Annotated in this window: 15 protein-coding genes; 14 read left to right on the forward strand and 1 reads right to left on the reverse strand. The window is 56.0% G+C overall.

Annotation, left to right across the window (positions count from 1 at the left end):
• The first annotated feature begins 4 nt into the window (after positions 1-4).
• From ACHZBS_RS13865 to ACHZBS_RS13895, 7 genes are all read left to right on the forward strand, one after another.
• Positions 5-952 (forward strand): branched-chain amino acid ABC transporter permease, encoded by a 948-nt coding sequence (locus tag ACHZBS_RS13865; protein WP_319407107.1) that lies wholly within the window; start codon positions 5-7, stop codon positions 950-952.
• Positions 953-1,702 (forward strand): ABC transporter ATP-binding protein, encoded by a 750-nt coding sequence (locus ACHZBS_RS13870; protein ID WP_319407108.1) that lies wholly within the window; start codon positions 953-955, stop codon positions 1,700-1,702. It begins immediately after the preceding gene.
• Positions 1,690-2,385, forward strand: coding sequence for an ABC transporter ATP-binding protein (locus ACHZBS_RS13875; protein ID WP_319407109.1), 696 nt, complete (start codon positions 1,690-1,692; stop codon positions 2,383-2,385). The genes ACHZBS_RS13870 and ACHZBS_RS13875 overlap by 13 nt, the downstream gene beginning before the upstream one ends.
• A 12-nt stretch (positions 2,386-2,397) precedes the next feature.
• A complete protein-coding gene (locus ACHZBS_RS13880; RefSeq protein ID WP_319407110.1) occupies positions 2,398-3,114 on the forward strand; it encodes a (Fe-S)-binding protein in 717 nt (238 codons plus the stop codon).
• 83 nt (positions 3,115-3,197) lie between these two features.
• Positions 3,198-4,634 (forward strand): LutB/LldF family L-lactate oxidation iron-sulfur protein, encoded by a 1,437-nt coding sequence (locus tag ACHZBS_RS13885; RefSeq protein ID WP_319407111.1) that lies wholly within the window; start codon positions 3,198-3,200, stop codon positions 4,632-4,634.
• On the forward strand, positions 4,631-5,392 hold the full coding sequence (locus ACHZBS_RS13890; RefSeq protein WP_319407112.1) for a lactate utilization protein: 762 nt from the start codon (positions 4,631-4,633) through the stop codon (positions 5,390-5,392). The genes ACHZBS_RS13885 and ACHZBS_RS13890 overlap by 4 nt, the downstream gene beginning before the upstream one ends.
• Before the next feature lie 342 nt (positions 5,393-5,734).
• Positions 5,735-6,076 (forward strand): YkgJ family cysteine cluster protein, encoded by a 342-nt coding sequence (locus tag ACHZBS_RS13895; protein ID WP_319407113.1) that lies wholly within the window; start codon positions 5,735-5,737, stop codon positions 6,074-6,076.
• Between the two features lie 28 nt (positions 6,077-6,104).
• Here ACHZBS_RS13895 and ACHZBS_RS13900 read toward each other — a convergent pair whose 3' ends face one another.
• Positions 6,105-6,998 (reverse strand): MurR/RpiR family transcriptional regulator, encoded by an 894-nt coding sequence (locus ACHZBS_RS13900; protein ID WP_319407114.1) that lies wholly within the window; start codon positions 6,996-6,998, stop codon positions 6,105-6,107.
• Positions 6,999-7,417: 419 nt separating this feature from the next.
• Between ACHZBS_RS13900 and ACHZBS_RS13905 the strand changes: the two genes are divergently transcribed.
• The 7 genes from ACHZBS_RS13905 to ACHZBS_RS13935 all read left to right on the forward strand — a co-directional run bounded on the left by ACHZBS_RS13905 (position 7,418) and on the right by ACHZBS_RS13935 (position 14,606).
• Positions 7,418-7,642, forward strand: a complete 225-nt coding sequence (locus ACHZBS_RS13905) for a hypothetical protein (protein WP_394707989.1) — start codon at positions 7,418-7,420, stop codon at positions 7,640-7,642.
• Positions 7,639-9,090: a trimethylamine methyltransferase family protein gene (locus tag ACHZBS_RS13910; protein WP_319407116.1), complete on the forward strand. Its 1,452-nt coding sequence runs from the start codon at positions 7,639-7,641 to the stop codon at positions 9,088-9,090. The genes ACHZBS_RS13905 and ACHZBS_RS13910 overlap by 4 nt, the downstream gene beginning before the upstream one ends.
• Before the next feature lie 133 nt (positions 9,091-9,223).
• Positions 9,224-10,558 (forward strand): MmgE/PrpD family protein, encoded by a 1,335-nt coding sequence (locus tag ACHZBS_RS13915; protein ID WP_319407117.1) that lies wholly within the window; start codon positions 9,224-9,226, stop codon positions 10,556-10,558.
• 54 nt (positions 10,559-10,612) lie between these two features.
• A complete protein-coding gene (locus ACHZBS_RS13920) occupies positions 10,613-11,527 on the forward strand; it encodes a nitrilase-related carbon-nitrogen hydrolase (protein WP_319407118.1) in 915 nt (304 codons plus the stop codon).
• A 161-nt stretch (positions 11,528-11,688) separates the two neighbouring features.
• Entirely contained in the window at positions 11,689-12,756 is a 1,068-nt protein-coding gene (locus ACHZBS_RS13925; RefSeq protein WP_319407119.1) for a DUF362 domain-containing protein, read from the forward strand.
• A 24-nt stretch (positions 12,757-12,780) separates the two neighbouring features.
• Positions 12,781-13,620 carry an EFR1 family ferrodoxin gene (locus tag ACHZBS_RS13930; protein ID WP_319407120.1) on the forward strand — a complete coding sequence of 280 codons (840 nt, stop codon included), beginning with the start codon at positions 12,781-12,783 and terminating at the stop codon, positions 13,618-13,620.
• 548 nt (positions 13,621-14,168) lie between these two features.
• On the forward strand, positions 14,169-14,606 hold the full coding sequence (locus ACHZBS_RS13935; RefSeq protein WP_319407121.1) for an Rrf2 family transcriptional regulator: 438 nt from the start codon (positions 14,169-14,171) through the stop codon (positions 14,604-14,606).
• Positions 14,607-15,150: the final 544 nt, after the last annotated feature.

Genomic DNA, 15,150 nt, shown 5'->3' on the forward strand with positions numbered 1-15,150 from the left:
AATCGTGTTTAAAGCCCTGTTCGGCGTAAAGACAACCATCACCGGTATGCTCATGCTGGCGCTCTTCCTTCTGTTGCCCCAGTTCCTGCCGCGGTTTTACGTCTACCTTTTCGCGATGATCTTCGCGATCGTGCTTCTGGCTACCAGTCTCAATATGGTGCTTGGGTACGGGGGCATGTACCAGTTTCATCATGCGGTTTTTTACGGGGTGGGCGCATATGCCTTTGCACTTTTTGTCATTAAATCCGGTCTTCCCCTGTGGCTGGGCTATGTGATCGCCCCTATCTGTTCCGCTGCGCTCGGATTGATGATGGGGCTGATCACCGTGCGTTTGAACCAGCTTTACTTTGGCATGCTGCAAATTTCGCTTGGATCTCTGGTTTGGGCCATCACCTATCGCTGGTATGCTTTTACGGGCGGCGATGATGGTATCCATGGGATCCCCCTGCCGGATCTGCTCGGGTCATCCACCGGGGCGTACTATTTTAATTTGATCGTGGTGGTCACTTGCCTGCTGTTGATGTATATGATCGTCAATTCACCCTTCGGACGGATATTTCAAGGAATCCGCGACAATCCTGAACGATGCCGGGCCGTCGGTGTCAATGTCCAGAAACAGCAACTCGCCGGCCAGACGATCGCCGCTTTTTTCGCAGGGGTGGCCGGTACGCTCTTTGTGACCGTTGAAGGCTCCGTTTTCCCGGATCTGATGTTCTGGACCCTCTCTCTGGAGATTCTGATCATGTGCCTGCTGGGCGGCTGGTTTATTTTTCTTGGCCCTGCGCTGGGCGCCGCGATTATCATCAGCCTGAGAACATTTGCCGGGATTTACACGGAATACTGGACCCTGATTCTGGGCATCGTTTTAATGCTGCTCATCTTTTTTCTGCCGGAAGGTGTTCTCGGCCTGTTTCTCAAAAAGGCCGGTTCTGCCGGAAAAAGGGAGGGGTAAATGCTCCGTGTGGAGTCCCTGAAGAAATCCTTCGATCGATTCATGGCGGTAGACGGCGCCACCCTCAAGGTCGCAGCGGGAGAGGTGGTCGCCGTGATCGGACCCAACGGCGCCGGCAAGACCACCTTGTTCAACTTGATTTGCGGCCAGTTGGCACCGACTTCAGGGGCCATCTGGTTCAAGGAGGAGAATATTGCCGGTCTGCCGCCCCATCAGGTTTGCCGCAGAGGCATCAGTCGATCCTACCAGGTGGTGAATATCTTCCACCGCTTGACCGTATTTGAGAACGTCCAGGTCGCCGTTCTTTCCTACCAAAAGAAAACCTACAATATTTTCAAGCCGGCCAAACTCATGGCAGTCGAAGAGACCCGGCAGATACTCGGCAGTGTCGGCCTGCTCGACAAGGCTGACATGACCAGCGGAGCACTGTCCCACGGAGATCAGAAAGTCCTCGAGATCGGGATTGCCCTTGGCAACCGTCCCGAACTGCTCATCCTCGACGAGCCCACCGCCGGCATGTCACCCGAAGAAACGGCGGTGACGCTCCGGTTGATGAAACGGCTGTCCGGGGAACTGGGCCTGACGATCCTTTTTTGCGAACACGACATGGGCATGGTGTTCTCCATTGCCAACCAGATCATGGTGATGCAGCATGGGGGAACGATCATCCAGGGCCCACCTGATGAGGTCCGCAACAACCAGCTGGTGCGCGAAGCCTATCTTGGAGGAGCAGACGAATGCTCCGTGTAGATAAAATTCACACCTACTATCAGCTAAGCCACATTCTTTTTGGCGTTTCCCTTGAAGTGGCTCAGGGAGAAATCGTCTGCCTGCTCGGGCGAAACGGCGCCGGAAAAAGCACTACCATGAAAAGTATTATGGGGTTAACGCCTCCGAAACAGGGGACCATTGAATTTAAAGGCATGATCTGCACCGGCCAGAAACCGTATCGGATGGCCCGCATGGGCATCGGCTTTGTTCCCGATGACCGCCGGGTTTTCGCCGATCTTACCGTCGGCGAGAACCTTGAAATCTCCGAGCGGAATGTGCACGAAGGCGGATGGAACAAAGACCGGGTCTATAATTTTTTTCCCGCTTTAAGGAGGATTGATGCCCGGCGGGCCGGATTTCTCAGTGGCGGTGAGCAGCAGATGCTAACCATTGCGAGGGCACTCATGACCAACCCGGATTTTATTCTGCTCGACGAACCCACGGAAGGACTGGCTCCCTTGGTTGTGAATATGCTTGAAGAGCAGATTGCCCGCCTTAAGGAAAGCGGGCTTACTGTTCTTCTTGCGGAGCAGAACCTTGAGGTCGCCCTGCGGCTCAGCGACCGTGGCTATGTCATCGACAACGGGGCCATCCAGTGTCACGGCACCCGTGATGATTTGCGTTGCAATGAAGCGGTCCGTAATAAATATCTCTGTGTCTGAAAGTTTTTTGCCATGCGCGTAACTCTTTTTGTGCAATGTCTGGTGGACGGCCTCTATCCGGAAGTGGGTGAGGCGGTGGTTGCTCTGTTTAACCGACTCGGCCTGTCGGTGATCTGTCCCGTAGATCAGACCTGCTGCGGGCAGCCGGCCTTCAATGCCGGTTATCGCAAGGCGGCCAGAGCTGCGGCGAAGCGATTCATTGAAATCTTCGAGGATGCCGAAGTGATCGTGTGTCCTTCCGGATCGTGCGTCAGTATGGTCAGGCACCACTATCCGGAACTTTTTGACAACGGGGGAAAGTGGTTTGACCGGGCCGTGAGTGTCGGTCAAAAAACATTTGAGCTCAGTCAATACCTGGTTGATGTCCTCGGGGTCGACGATGTCGGCGCTTCTTACAACGGCAAGGTGACCTACCATGACTCCTGCCACCTGTTAAGAGGGCTCGGTGTCGCCGAGCAACCGCGGCGTCTGATTCGAAAGATCAAAGGCGCAGAACTGATTGAGATGAGAGATGCAGACAAATGCTGCGGTTTCGGGGGTACGTTTTCTGTTAAATACCCGGAAATATCCGTTGCCATGGTTGACGACAAAATAAGCAACATTATTGCCTCCGGCGCCGATACCGTTGCCGGCTGCGATATCAGCTGCCTGATGAACATCCAGGGGCGACTGAGCCGGACCGGGTCGCCGGTGAAAACGATGCACCTAGCGCAACTGCTGGCCGGTTGACCGTGGTCCAATCCCACCGTTTTCCATGGACGGACGCCCTCGTCAGCTTTTGTGTGCTTTGTATCGATGAATGAAAGAGCCAATTGAAGCCTTCAACCTATCAAATTAGAGCGGAAGCGGCAATCAAAGATCCGGTGCTGCAAGCGGCCCTGGCCAACCTTCAGCAGCGTCTCGGCCGGGGGGCGGCCGACGGCTATCGCCGATTCCCGGAAGGTCCGGAACTCAGGCTCAAGGGCCATGATATCCGGATGAAGGCCATTGACAACCTTGATATCCTCCTGGAAGCCCTTGCCGATAGAATAGAGAAGAACGGGGGCCATGTCCATTTTGCCCCCGATGCTCGGACTGCCGTCAGTCGTTGCATCGAGATTGCCCGGCTGCATGGCGCGTCTATGGCGGTCAAAGGCAAATCGATGCTCACCGAGGAGATCGGGCTCAACCCGGCGCTGGAGGCCGCCGGTATTGAAACGGTGGAGACCGACTTGGGTGAATACATCGTTCAGCTTGCCGGTGAAGCACCATCTCATATTATCGCCCCGGCCATCCATAAGAGCCGGGAAGCGGTCGGTCGCCTTTTCAGGGATAAACTGGGTATACCGTTTACGGATGACCCGCCCACGTTGACGCTTGCCGCCAGACAAGCCCTGCGTAAAAAGTTTCTTCAAGCGGATATGGGGATCTCGGGATGCAATCTTGCCTGCGCCGAGACCGGGCATATCACCACCCTTTCCAACGAAGGCAACATCCGGATGGCCACCACCCTGCCACGGGTTCACGTGGCATTCATGGGCATGGAGAGAATCGTTGCCGACCTCAAAGACCACGCAATTCTCTTCAGGCTTCTTTCCATGGGAGCGGCGGCACAGGACATGGCGGGCTACGTGAGTTACATCGGAGGCCCCGGAGAAAAAGGGCGCATCGACGGCCCCGAGGCGTTTCATCTGATTATCGTCGATAACGGCCGCAGTCGCATCCTGGCGGATACGGATTTCAGGGAGATGCTCTGCTGTATCCGTTGCGGGGCCTGTCTCAACGTGTGCCCGGTATACGGCAAAATTGGCGGACATGCCTATGGGTCCGCCTATTCGGGACCGGTTGGGGCGGTGGTCACCCCACTACTCAAGGGCATCAACCCGGCTTGTGATCTTTGCCTGGGAGAATCTTTGTGCGGTGCCTGCATGCCAGCCTGTCCGGTCAATATCAATATCCCCCGAATGCTTCTTCTGCTTCGTGCGAAACTGGCCGAAGGGGATGCCTCCTGGGATGTGAAAATTAAAAGCAGGGCGGAACAGGCTGCATTCACCATGTGGTCCTACCTGATCCGCAGCCGGACGCTTTACGAGATTTTCCTTAAATGCGCCTATATCGGTCAAAAAATTCTGCCCGGAAAACAGAATATGCTCAGCTGCCTTCCCTTTGCCGGCAAGGGCTGGACCCTGAGCCGCGACCTGAGACAGGTGGCATCCCAAAGTTTCATCCAACGATTTAACAACGACGGTGCACGCAGGAAAAGGAAATGAAGTCATCCGGACGGGTTGAATTCTTAGAAAATGTCAGAAAGGCGCTGAACCGGAAAGACCCTGGTGAACGGTCACTGGACGATATCATCCAGATGGAGCCGGATGCTGACGATTCAAGGGTTCTGGAAAAAATTGCGGTCCGGGACACCAACGCTCATATAGCGTTGTTGGCGAGGCTCATTGAAGCCGGCAAGCGTGTAAATGTAGACGTCCTTGTAAAAAAAGACGCGGTTTCGGCCGCCGCCTCGATTTCCGAAATAGCCGCCGAGAAAAGCGCCGAATGGGGTGACCGGAAGGCGGCGGTCGCCTGGGAGCATCCGATAGTAAGACAACTGGCGATCGCCGCCTGTCTTCGACCTTTAGACATACCTGTTTATTTTCCGGATATCGAGCCCGGGACGGCCGACCGGCAGAAGGCGTTTCGTAAACACGCTGAAGGCGCCTTTATCGGCATCACCTCTGCCGACTACTGTATTGCCGAAACGGCGACGCTCACTATGAAAACCCGCCCCGGCCAGCCTCGCAGTGTCTCCCTGCTGCCGTCCATCCATATCGCTGTGATTCGGCTGGAACAGATTCTCTCGAATCTCAATGAGCTTTACGCGCTGCTGAAATGGAACCCCAACGAGCAGACCGAAGGCATTACCCCTTGCATGACCTTTATTACCGGTCCCAGTAAAACGGCGGATATAGAGGCCACCCTCGTTCATGGAGCCCACGGCCCACGGGAGTTGACCATTATGGTTCTGACCGGTTGAGCCCATCCTTGTACCCTATCATTACGGTCCCTGCGGATCAAATTGGTGACGGACTTATCCGATCCGGCCAAAAGCAGAGGGATGGAGTCATCGGCAGGTGCTTCGGTGATTCGGGGTAAACGGGGCTGTCGGAGGAAAGCTTTGGCCTGATTGACCTTGACGCCCGTGAAACCGGTTGCTTTAATCTATCTATTGTCCTATTCTACAACCTGCTTATCAGCAGCTATCTTTCCGAATCGGCTGGCCCCCCATACGCTTGATTCCAGCGCCGGGTCACCATCTGATTTCGGCGGCAGTTGTCACGACTGCGAGCCATATCACCCTCTCATCAGATGGTAGCCCATGTCCAAACAGAATCCCTGCATGCGGTGTGGTGCCTGTTGCGCCTTATTCCGGGTATCTTTCGACAGCCACGAGACGGACAATTTTCCGGACGGCGTGATTCCCTCCCATCTGGCCTTTTCATTGGATGAAACGAGATCGGCCATGAAGGGTACCGAGAAGCGGCCGATCCGCTGCCAGGCCTTAATCGGAGAAATCGACCGGTCTGTCCACTGCACCATTTATGACCGGCGACCGACGAACTGCAGGAAGTTTTTGGCTGTAGGGGAAAACAACGCGGTCAATGCGCTTTGCGATCAGGCGAGAGCCACCTATGGATTGATGCCGTTGAGCAGTTTCTGAACGCTTTTATCCGTCCTCAACCCGAAGTTTACTCCGGCGTTCTGCCATCAAGATCCTTCATGTTGAACAGCACATCATTTTCCCAGTAGGACTGCTCCAGTTTGGCCTGATGGTCTTTCAGGACATCGCCTTGCCGGCTGGCCAGTTCGTGGACCAGGTAGTTGATCAGGCAGGACATGGGGGTCGGACTGCCCAGGTAGGGGATATGCTTGGAGGCGGCGATCAGGTGATGGTCGGCGAATTGGAGGACCGGGCAGGAGGCGCTGTCGGTGATCACCACCAGGGTCTGCCCCAGGCGCTTGACCAATTTGCCCAGGCGAATCAACTCATTGGGGTAACGGGAAGTAGCCACGATCACGACCACGCTGTCTGCCGGGGCGATGGTCAGCCAGTCGATGGTGGTGCGGTCGCTGCCTTTCATGATCTGTATGTTTTCGCGGACCTTGGTCATGGCCCAGCCCATATAATAGGCCAGGGTATAGGAGAGTCGCGAGCCGATGACGTAAATCGGCACCCGCCGGTCCAGAACGTTCACCACCGCTTCCATAATCTCGACGTCTAGGGAGTTGTAAAGCTGTTGGAGATTGTCGATTTCCTCGGCAACCGTTCTCCGGAATCGGACGGCGCCGGGCGCCTTCATGTCCGCGATGTCCAACCGATCCAGCAGGGTCAGTTCCGTGTCCACGAAATCCCGCAGGGCCTGTTGAAAATCGCTGTAGCGGTCGTAGCCGATGCCGGAAACGAATCGTACCACCGTGGCCTCGCTCACCTCGCAGGTTTCGGCCAGTTCCTTGGTGGTCATGAATACCGCTTTGCGCGGCTGGGATGTGATGTACTCCCCAAGAATACGCCCTTTGGGCGTGAGCCCCCCAATGCTTTCCGAAATTTTCTCGATCAGGGGGTGCAGCTTCGGCCTTGTCACAGGGAACCTCCACTCTTTGAAGAATGAAAAACATTCAAAGTAATAAAACCATTCATTGGCTTTTAGCCGATATTTCTTTCATATGACTATTTTTGATACCAAATCACAGGCAACCGCGAAAGCGCAATAATAAAATTACAAATACCCCTGATATCAATTTTTATATTGTTTTCATTCGATTTTTTTTAATCTAAAATCGATCTTTGTTTTTATCTTGGCAAGCAGACCGAAAAATTGGAATGAATGGAATTTTTTTAATTGACTTTGATTATTTCATATGAAAGATAACCAATCATTTGAATTCTGCAGACAACAGTCATTTATTTGATACATTGATGGCTCCAAAGCCATAAGGCTGAAGCCTGAAATCGGAAAACCAGAAAACCACGGTCGGAAAAAAGAAGTATCACACCATGATCATGGCGGCTGCCAAAGGAATTGACGGGGTGATCGGCAAAGGGATGGGCAGGCGTATGATGGCCATTATCATCGCGGCGGAACCGCTGGCCGGCCGGGACCACTTCTGCATAAACGATCTCAAGGCCTTTCGGGCTGGCATGTTTGCGGGGCGACCCCCTTTTGCGGATTGCCGATGGAAAAATTCCACCGATCTATTAATAAAATCAATAGGAGACGAGAAATGAACTCGAAGGGTCTCAGCGGCGGCATTTACAAACCCTTGTCGCCCGAAGGCATCGAAACCATCCACGACGCATCACTGACCATCCTCGAAAAGACCGGTATCGCCTATGAATCCGGTTTGGGCGAAACGGTAGGTATGCTTGCCAACGCGGGCGCCACGGTTGACCGGGAGATCAAACGGATTCGATTTCCCCGTGAACTGATCCTCAAAGAGATCGCCAAAGCACCTTCGCAGGTGATCCTTTACGCCCGCGACGGGAAAAATGACCTGGACCTGACCGAAGACAAGGTGCATCTGGGCACCGGCGGAGCCGCTGTCAAAATCCTCGATATGGAAACCGGGCTGCCGCGGTCGTCAACCCTCAAGGACCTGTACGACCTCGGGCGGCTGGTGGACAGGCTCGATCACATTCATTTTTTCCTGCGCCCCTGCATCCCCACGGACATTCCCGAGGCCGACTACGATGTGAACATGTTCTACGCCTGCCTCAAGGCCACAGGCAAGCATGTCATGAGCGGCGTCAACGACGAGGCGGGGCTGAACCGCATCATCGACATGGCGGCCATGCTGGCCGGAGGGAATGAAGAGTTGCGGGCCCACCCCTTTATCTCGATTATCACGTCATTTGCCATCTCACCGCTGAAGCTGTGCACCCAGTCCACACGCATCATGCAGGCATGCAACCGGCAGGGTATCCCTGTGGCGCTGTCCGCCGCACCGATGTCCGGTTCCACCGGCCCCATGACCATGGCCGGTACCCTGGCCCAACTGCACGCCGAACAGCTGGCGGGCATCACCATCTGCCAGCTGACCCAACCCGGTGCGCCGCTGCTCTACGGAGGCATTCCGGGCATGGCCAACATGACCACCATGGGCTACCTCGGCGGCGGTGTGGAGTGTGGCATGATGAATGCGGCGATCCACCAGATGGCCGCCCACATTAATATCCCCAACTATAACTCCGCCGGGCTGACCGATGCCAAACTGCCCGATGCCCAGGCCGGCTGGGAGAAGGCCATGACCATCCTGCTGGGTGCCATGGGCGGTTCCAATTACATGCACCACAGTGCCGGTATGCTGGAATCCATGCTCACGGTGGCTCCCGAGCAGTTCGTTATCGACGACGAGATCATCGGCATGGCCTGCAAGGTGCTCAAGGGGATCGAGGTGGACGCCGACCACCTGGCCCTGGAGGTCATCGACGCGGTGGGCCCGGCGGGCAACTTCATGATGTCACCCCATACCATGAAATATATGCGCAGTGAGTACTTTCAGGGAAATGGCGTGACCGATAGCAAAAGCCGCCACCAGTGGGAACAAGGCGGCTCCATGGACACCCGTGAGCGGGCGAAAAAAATCGCCCGCAAGATTCTTGCAGCTGAAGAAAAATCCTACATCCCAGCCGATATCGATCGTACCCTGAGGGAACAATTCAACATCCTGCTGTAACGATGAAAGGAGGGACATGTGACAACTTGGCAGTTTTTCACCGGCAACTGGCATGAAACCCTGTTGCTGACCCGGCATGCCGGGTCAGCCTTCCCCTGTTTTTCCCTTTCAAGCGGATGCGGAAAGCGAAACCATGGGTGAATTGACCTCACATGCCATCGACTTCACGCTGGGCGTCCGATGGGATGACTTGCCTGCCGGTGTCCGGCACCAGGCCAAGCGCTGCCTGATGGACGCCCTGGGGGCGATGATCGCCGGATCGCAGACCCCCGTAGCCGATATTATGCGTAAGACGGCCATGGAACAGTTCGGTGGCGATCAGGCCACGATCATGGTGACCGGCCAGCGGGCATCCGCCGCCGGCGCCGCTCTGGCCAACGGTTTTTTCGGCAATGCGCTGGACATCGACGACGGCTACCGCAACGTCAAGGGACATCCGGGTGCATGTGCGCTGCCACCGGTGCTGGCTGCCGCCCAACTGGCCGGCGAGTGTACCGGTCCAGAATTTCTCACCGCCCTGGTGGTGGGATATGAACTGGGCATCCGCGCCGGTGTGATCCGCCACGCCACCTACGAGGCCTACCACTCGTCCGGAAGCTGGGGGGCCATCGGTGGTGCGGCTGCCGCCGGAAAGCTGTTGGGGCTAACTGCGGTGCAGCTGTTCAACGCCATGGGCGCGGCCGAATACCACGCCCCCATCGCCCCCATGATGAAGGGTATCGATACCCCATCCATGGGAAAGGACAGCATCGGCTGGGGATGCATGGTGGCGGTGCTGTCGGCTGTCATGGCCCGGGACGGGTTTACCGGCATCTGCCCGCTGTTCGACGACGTACTGGACGATTCGTGGGTGAAAAACCTCGGGCACCGGTGGGAGATCCTCAACCTATACTTCAAGCCTTATTCTGCCTGCCGATGGGGGCAGCCGGCGGTGGCCGGCGCCCTCAACATCGTAAGGGATCACCACTTGAAACCGGCCCAGATCAAGCGTATCCGCGTACGCACCTTCGAGGCGGCCACCCGGCTGCCCAGTGGCCATCCCCGCAACACGGAGGAGGCCCAGTACAGCCTGGCCTTTCCAGTGGCTGCCGCCCTGCTGGACGGTGAAGTGGGGGCTCGCCAGGTCCTGCCGCCGCGCCTGACCGATCCCGACTTGCTGAATCTGCTGGACCGGGTCTCCACAGAAGTGGCCGACGAGTTTGACGCCGAGTTTCCAGCCAAGGCGCCTGCTGAAGTCATTGTCGAAACCGCAGCCGGTGAGGTTTTTCGATCCGGCCGTATCGAGGCCTTGTGGGAGCCGCCGGATACCCTGCCCTCGGACGCGGACCTGCAAGGAAAATTTCTCTGGCTGACCGGTCCGATCATTGGTAAAGGTAAAGCCAGCGATTTGATCGAAAAAATCTGGTCGGCCGACCAATGGGCATCCATCGATCCTATTTTCGACGGATGCCGGGCAAGGGTTGCCTGAACGGTCAGGCGGCCGGCAGGGTTCAATTATCAACATCAAAATAGGAAAACATCAATGAAAGTGGGTGTCTATCAGACCGATCCGGTCCTGCTGGATGTCAAAACCAACCTTGAGGCCACCATAGACAAGATTGAAGCGGCCAAGGCGCAGGGGGTCGACCTGGTGGTCTTCCCCGAGCTTTCCCTGACCGGCTATTTTGTCCGGGAAAGATATCACGAAGCGGCGCTGCGCATCGACTCTCCGGAGATCAGGCGACTGGCCGGGGCGACCAAAGGCACCGCGGCTGTCGTCGGATTCATCGAAGAGTCCCAGGCCATGAATTTTTACAATTCGGCACTGGTGGCCGTGGACGGAGAAATCCTGTTCGCCTACCGCAAACTCAACCTGCCCAATTACGGCGTCTTCGAAGAGCGCAAGATTTTCTCCGGCGGCAAGCATGTCCGGGTCTTCAAGCTCAAGGGCCTGACCGTCGCCCCTTTTATCTGCAACGACCTGTGGCACCCCTCCCTGCCGTATTTAGGCGTCACCCAGAAGGCGGATATCTTCATCACCATGTTCAACTCCTCCAGGGGATCCATGGGAAATGAGTTTTCCAATATTGAAAGCTGGAACATCATCAACCGATTCTACTCCCGGGTCTTCGGGGTCTACAACCTGTGCGCCAACCGGGTCGGCTGTGAGGTCTTTGAAGATTTGCGGTCCGACGACGGCGAGCAGAAGGACTCGGCCCCCCCGGCGGTCGATGAAAACCCTTTCCGTTTCTGGGGCGGCAGCGAGATCATCAATCCTTTCGGCCAGGCCATCATCACGGCGGCCCTGTTCGATCCCGATGCCATCTTCGCGGATATTTCCCGGGACATTGTCCGCAAGAAACGGATTCTGCTGCCTTATCTGCGCAACGACGACCCCTATTTCACCCACCGGGAACTGGGCCGGATCCTTTATGGAAAAAATGTCCCCAAGGGCTAAACAGATCGAACAGCGCACCCGGAGCCGGACAAAATCCCGGTGGCGCTGTTCAATCACGCTTATTGCATCGACCCCCCCCACACCTGCTTGAGAATCCGGGCCAGCCGTGATAAAAATCATTATTGATTTCAAATTTTCATGCCAGAATGAGGAGGCTCCCCATGCATCAAGTCATGATCCACCCGGCAACCTATGATACCGTTCGTGCCTCCATAGACAAGGCGTTTGATCTGTTCCCACAGGATCTGAGGGGCAAAAAGGTATTGATCAAACCCAACGTACTGCGCGGATCGGAAGCCGCGGAAGGCATCGTTACCCACCCGGCCGTACTGGCTGCCGTGGTAGATAAGGCGGAAACCCTGGGATCGGCTTCGATTATCGTGGGCGACAACCCCGGCCTTTTCAGTTACGGCGCCAATGAAGCGGCCTTCGAGCAGACCGGCCTCATGGCCGCTGCCCGGGGCACATACCGCAACATCGGCCTCGATGCCGTTTCCCGCCCCTTTAACCCGGATTTCATGGAGACGGTGAACGTTTCCCGGGCCATCCTCGAGGCGGACGTCGTCATCAGCCTGCCCAAGTTCAAAACCCACGGCCTCACGGTCATGACCGGTGCCATCAAGAACAGCTACGGGTTTCTGCCCGGTGCCCAGAAGGCCCGTCTGCACAAAATCGCCGGCAATCCGGACCGATTTCACGATTTGGTGGTGGAGGTGTTCAAGCTGAGGGTCCCGGATCTGTTCATCGTGGATGCCGTGGTGGGAATGGAGGGCAACGGACCGGCATCACCGGAACTGCGCGAGATTGGCCTGATCCTGGCTGCGGACAACGCCGTGGCTCTGGACGCGGTCATGGCCACCATGATGGGCCTGGAGCCGGGTCGCCTGCGGTTTCTCAGGAAAGCCGCAGAGGCCGGTCTGGGCACCTGGAGGATGGACGAGATTCACATCGATGGCCATCTGGTGACCCTGGAAAACTTTAAGCTTCCCCCCCTGGGCGGCGAGGCCATCCAGGACAACCCGGCAGTCCAGGAAATGCTGGAAAGCAAAACCCGGCTCACGCCCCAGGCGGATCCGGATGGCTGCACGGCCTGCGGCACCTGCGTGGAGCAGTGCCCGGCCCAGGCCCTGTCCATGCTGGACGATTTGCCCCAGGTGGACATGGACCTTTGTGTCACCTGCTTCTGCTGCCAGGAGATCTGCCCGGAAAAGGCCATGGTTTTGCAATAAACTTCACGAAAGGTTCGCGGAATAATGAAAACAGCATTTATTGCCTTCTGTTCGCCGGCCGGATCCACCGGCCATGTGGCCCGGGTCATCGTCGATGCTCTGGAAGAGAGATCCATCATCACTCACCTGCTGGATTTAGGCGCCGGTCAGGATCCCTCCCCCTTCATCGCTTTGCTGAAAACAGCCGAGGCAGACGATTGTCTCTTTGTCGGGTCTCCGGTTTACCGAGATGTTGCCATTCCGCCGGTGATGAAATTTCTGAGCGAATTGCCGGTGGTTAACAATTGCCCGGCTGTGCCATTCGTCACCTGGGGCGGTGCCATTAGCGGGATTGCCCTCTGGCAGATGGGAAAAGCGCTGCAGGAAAAAGGGTTTTTTCTGGCCGGTGCGGCCAAGGTAATGGCTGTCCATTGCATGATGTGGCAATCCGATCATCCGGTTGGCCAGGGCCATCCGGATGCCGATGATAACAGGCAGGTGCGCAGCCTGGTTTCCACGGTCATTGACCGCAGGTTAACTGCAACAGCCAAACCCATGCCCTTGAGTGCCCTTGATTACCAGCCGGACTCGATTGCCGCCGATTTTAAGGCAAAGATGGACCAGCCATGGATGATCATTCCCAAGGCCATTGATCAAGCGAGGTGCACCCAGTGCGGGACCTGCGAGACAGTGTGCCCGGTCGGGGCTGTGACCCTGGACCCCGACCCGGTATTCAACGCACGTTGTTTCGATTGCTTCAAGTGTGTCCGCGAATGCCCGGAAGATGCAATTATCTCCTCTGTCCCCCTTGAGAAGATTGAATCCAATATCCGCCAACGGGCGGAGACCTATAAAGAAAAGCCATTTACGCAGATTTTTTTCTGATCGCAGAAAAGGGTTCGAGGGGTTGTGGGTTCAAGATGTTTTTGGGGAATCCTAACGGAGAAGCAGAACTCCGTGTCCGGCACTGATTGAAGCAGATGTAAACGGCATCCCGGGTGACTTCAAACCGGATCTCGTGGGGCCGGCCCGATCGGTCCGACCGGCAGGCTTCCACGGCGTTTTCGATGATGTTGGTCAGGGCGCTGCGAATGATTCCGCATCCACCTCGAAGCGTCCGATGGCGGGTTCGAAGCGGTGGTTCAGCGTGATTTCAGGTCATTTTCCTTGGCAGAGCCGTGGATGTCCAGCACTACGTCCCGGATTCGTCTACTCCATGGAGCGTACGATACCCCACCCTTCATGGATCTGCCATATTTGGGGTAAATACCCAAAATAGTTTTCCGGCAGCATTGCTATTTGTCCGCGAAGCGACTATCTTTTATATTTATATGGATTTTGTCGTGGTCAATGGGGAAAATTCACAGGTAAATACTAACCCATTGCTGAACTGTCTGTGATGGGAGGTCAATAGTTAAGGAACCGAATCAGATATGCTGGTAACCCAAAAAAAACAATATGCCCTGCGCGCCATCTTCGAACTGGCCAGACAGCAGGGTGGAGAACCGGTAAAAACTTACACGATCGCTGAGGCCCAGTCCATACCGCTGCGTTTCCTGGAGGTGATCATGGGGCAATTGAGGCGTGCGGGCATTGTGGACTCCAAGCGGGGTTTTTGGGGCGGCTATACGCTGACACAGCCTCCGGATCATATTCGCGTGGGTGACATCTTTCGGGTGCTGGACAAAGAGGATCATGCGAAAGCGTGTATGGCCTGTACATCCAAAGGCAACTGCCCCTTTCTGGGAGATTGCGTGTTCATGAAATTATGGGACCATGCCCAGGGTGCCATGGATGCCGTGTACGATCAGACCACCATCCAGGACCTGATTTATCAGGAGAACAAAAAGACCGGCACGAATGATGGATGATGTCAGGGAGAAGGGCGGCTCCACCGCCTAAATGTGCCCTCCATGGCATTGGTGAATGTTGATCGGATCCATGTGAACCCCGAGCCAGTCCGGCAGTTACTCCCCAGATCAGGCCTATCCCGTGATCCCGGGTCCGGGATTGCATCAAATCGAAGGCTTCACGGACGGGTTGCGCGTGATTGACCTGCCGATACTTCAGACGTTCGGTTTTGGCAACGTTCAACCGGTCCAGGGAAGGGTTTTAATCCGATCCCCATTTCCACGAACCCGTTTTCATCCGGCACGCCGACCCCGGTGTCACCAACCGATAGGGTGACGGTCTTGGCGTCACTGATCGTGACCGGTTTGAGACGGCTTGCCTCTGTGATCCGGGACGACCGGCTAATGGTGATTCTCCCCTGGTTACCGATTTCGAAAATCTTCCAATATCCGTACCGACCGGCATCCCGGTGGAACCGAAGTCCGGTAAAAATAATTCGATCATTCACATACTGTATGAAATTCATCTTTTATTCTTGACATAAATCATTGTTTTTCTCTATTG

Origin of the sequence: uncultured Desulfosarcina sp., assembly GCF_963664155.2 — a bacterium.
Lineage (GTDB): Bacteria > Desulfobacterota > Desulfobacteria > Desulfobacterales > Desulfosarcinaceae > Desulfosarcina.

Bases quoted from the DNA above. Each gene is read 5' to 3' on its own strand.
- ACHZBS_RS13880 (WP_319407110.1), top strand. From the start codon at position 2,398: ATGCGCGTAACTCTTTTTGTGCAATGTCTGGTGGACGGCCTCTATCCG.
- ACHZBS_RS13895 (WP_319407113.1), top strand. From the start codon at position 5,735: ATGTCCAAACAGAATCCCTGCATGCGGTGTGGTGCCTGTTGCGCCTTA.
- ACHZBS_RS13925 (WP_319407119.1), top strand. From the start codon at position 11,689: ATGCATCAAGTCATGATCCACCCGGCAACCTATGATACCGTTCGTGCC.
- ACHZBS_RS13935 (WP_319407121.1), top strand. From the start codon at position 14,169: ATGCTGGTAACCCAAAAAAAACAATATGCCCTGCGCGCCATCTTCGAA.
- ACHZBS_RS13920 (WP_319407118.1), top strand. From the start codon at position 10,613: ATGAAAGTGGGTGTCTATCAGACCGATCCGGTCCTGCTGGATGTCAAA.
- ACHZBS_RS13905 (WP_394707989.1), top strand. From the start codon at position 7,418: ATGGCGGCTGCCAAAGGAATTGACGGGGTGATCGGCAAAGGGATGGGC.
- ACHZBS_RS13910 (WP_319407116.1), top strand. From the start codon at position 7,639: ATGAACTCGAAGGGTCTCAGCGGCGGCATTTACAAACCCTTGTCGCCC.
- ACHZBS_RS13915 (WP_319407117.1), top strand. From the start codon at position 9,224: ATGGGTGAATTGACCTCACATGCCATCGACTTCACGCTGGGCGTCCGA.
- ACHZBS_RS13870 (WP_319407108.1), top strand. From the start codon at position 953: ATGCTCCGTGTGGAGTCCCTGAAGAAATCCTTCGATCGATTCATGGCG.
- ACHZBS_RS13875 (WP_319407109.1), top strand. From the start codon at position 1,690: ATGCTCCGTGTAGATAAAATTCACACCTACTATCAGCTAAGCCACATT.
- ACHZBS_RS13930 (WP_319407120.1), top strand. From the start codon at position 12,781: ATGAAAACAGCATTTATTGCCTTCTGTTCGCCGGCCGGATCCACCGGC.
- ACHZBS_RS13890 (WP_319407112.1), top strand. From the start codon at position 4,631: ATGAAGTCATCCGGACGGGTTGAATTCTTAGAAAATGTCAGAAAGGCG.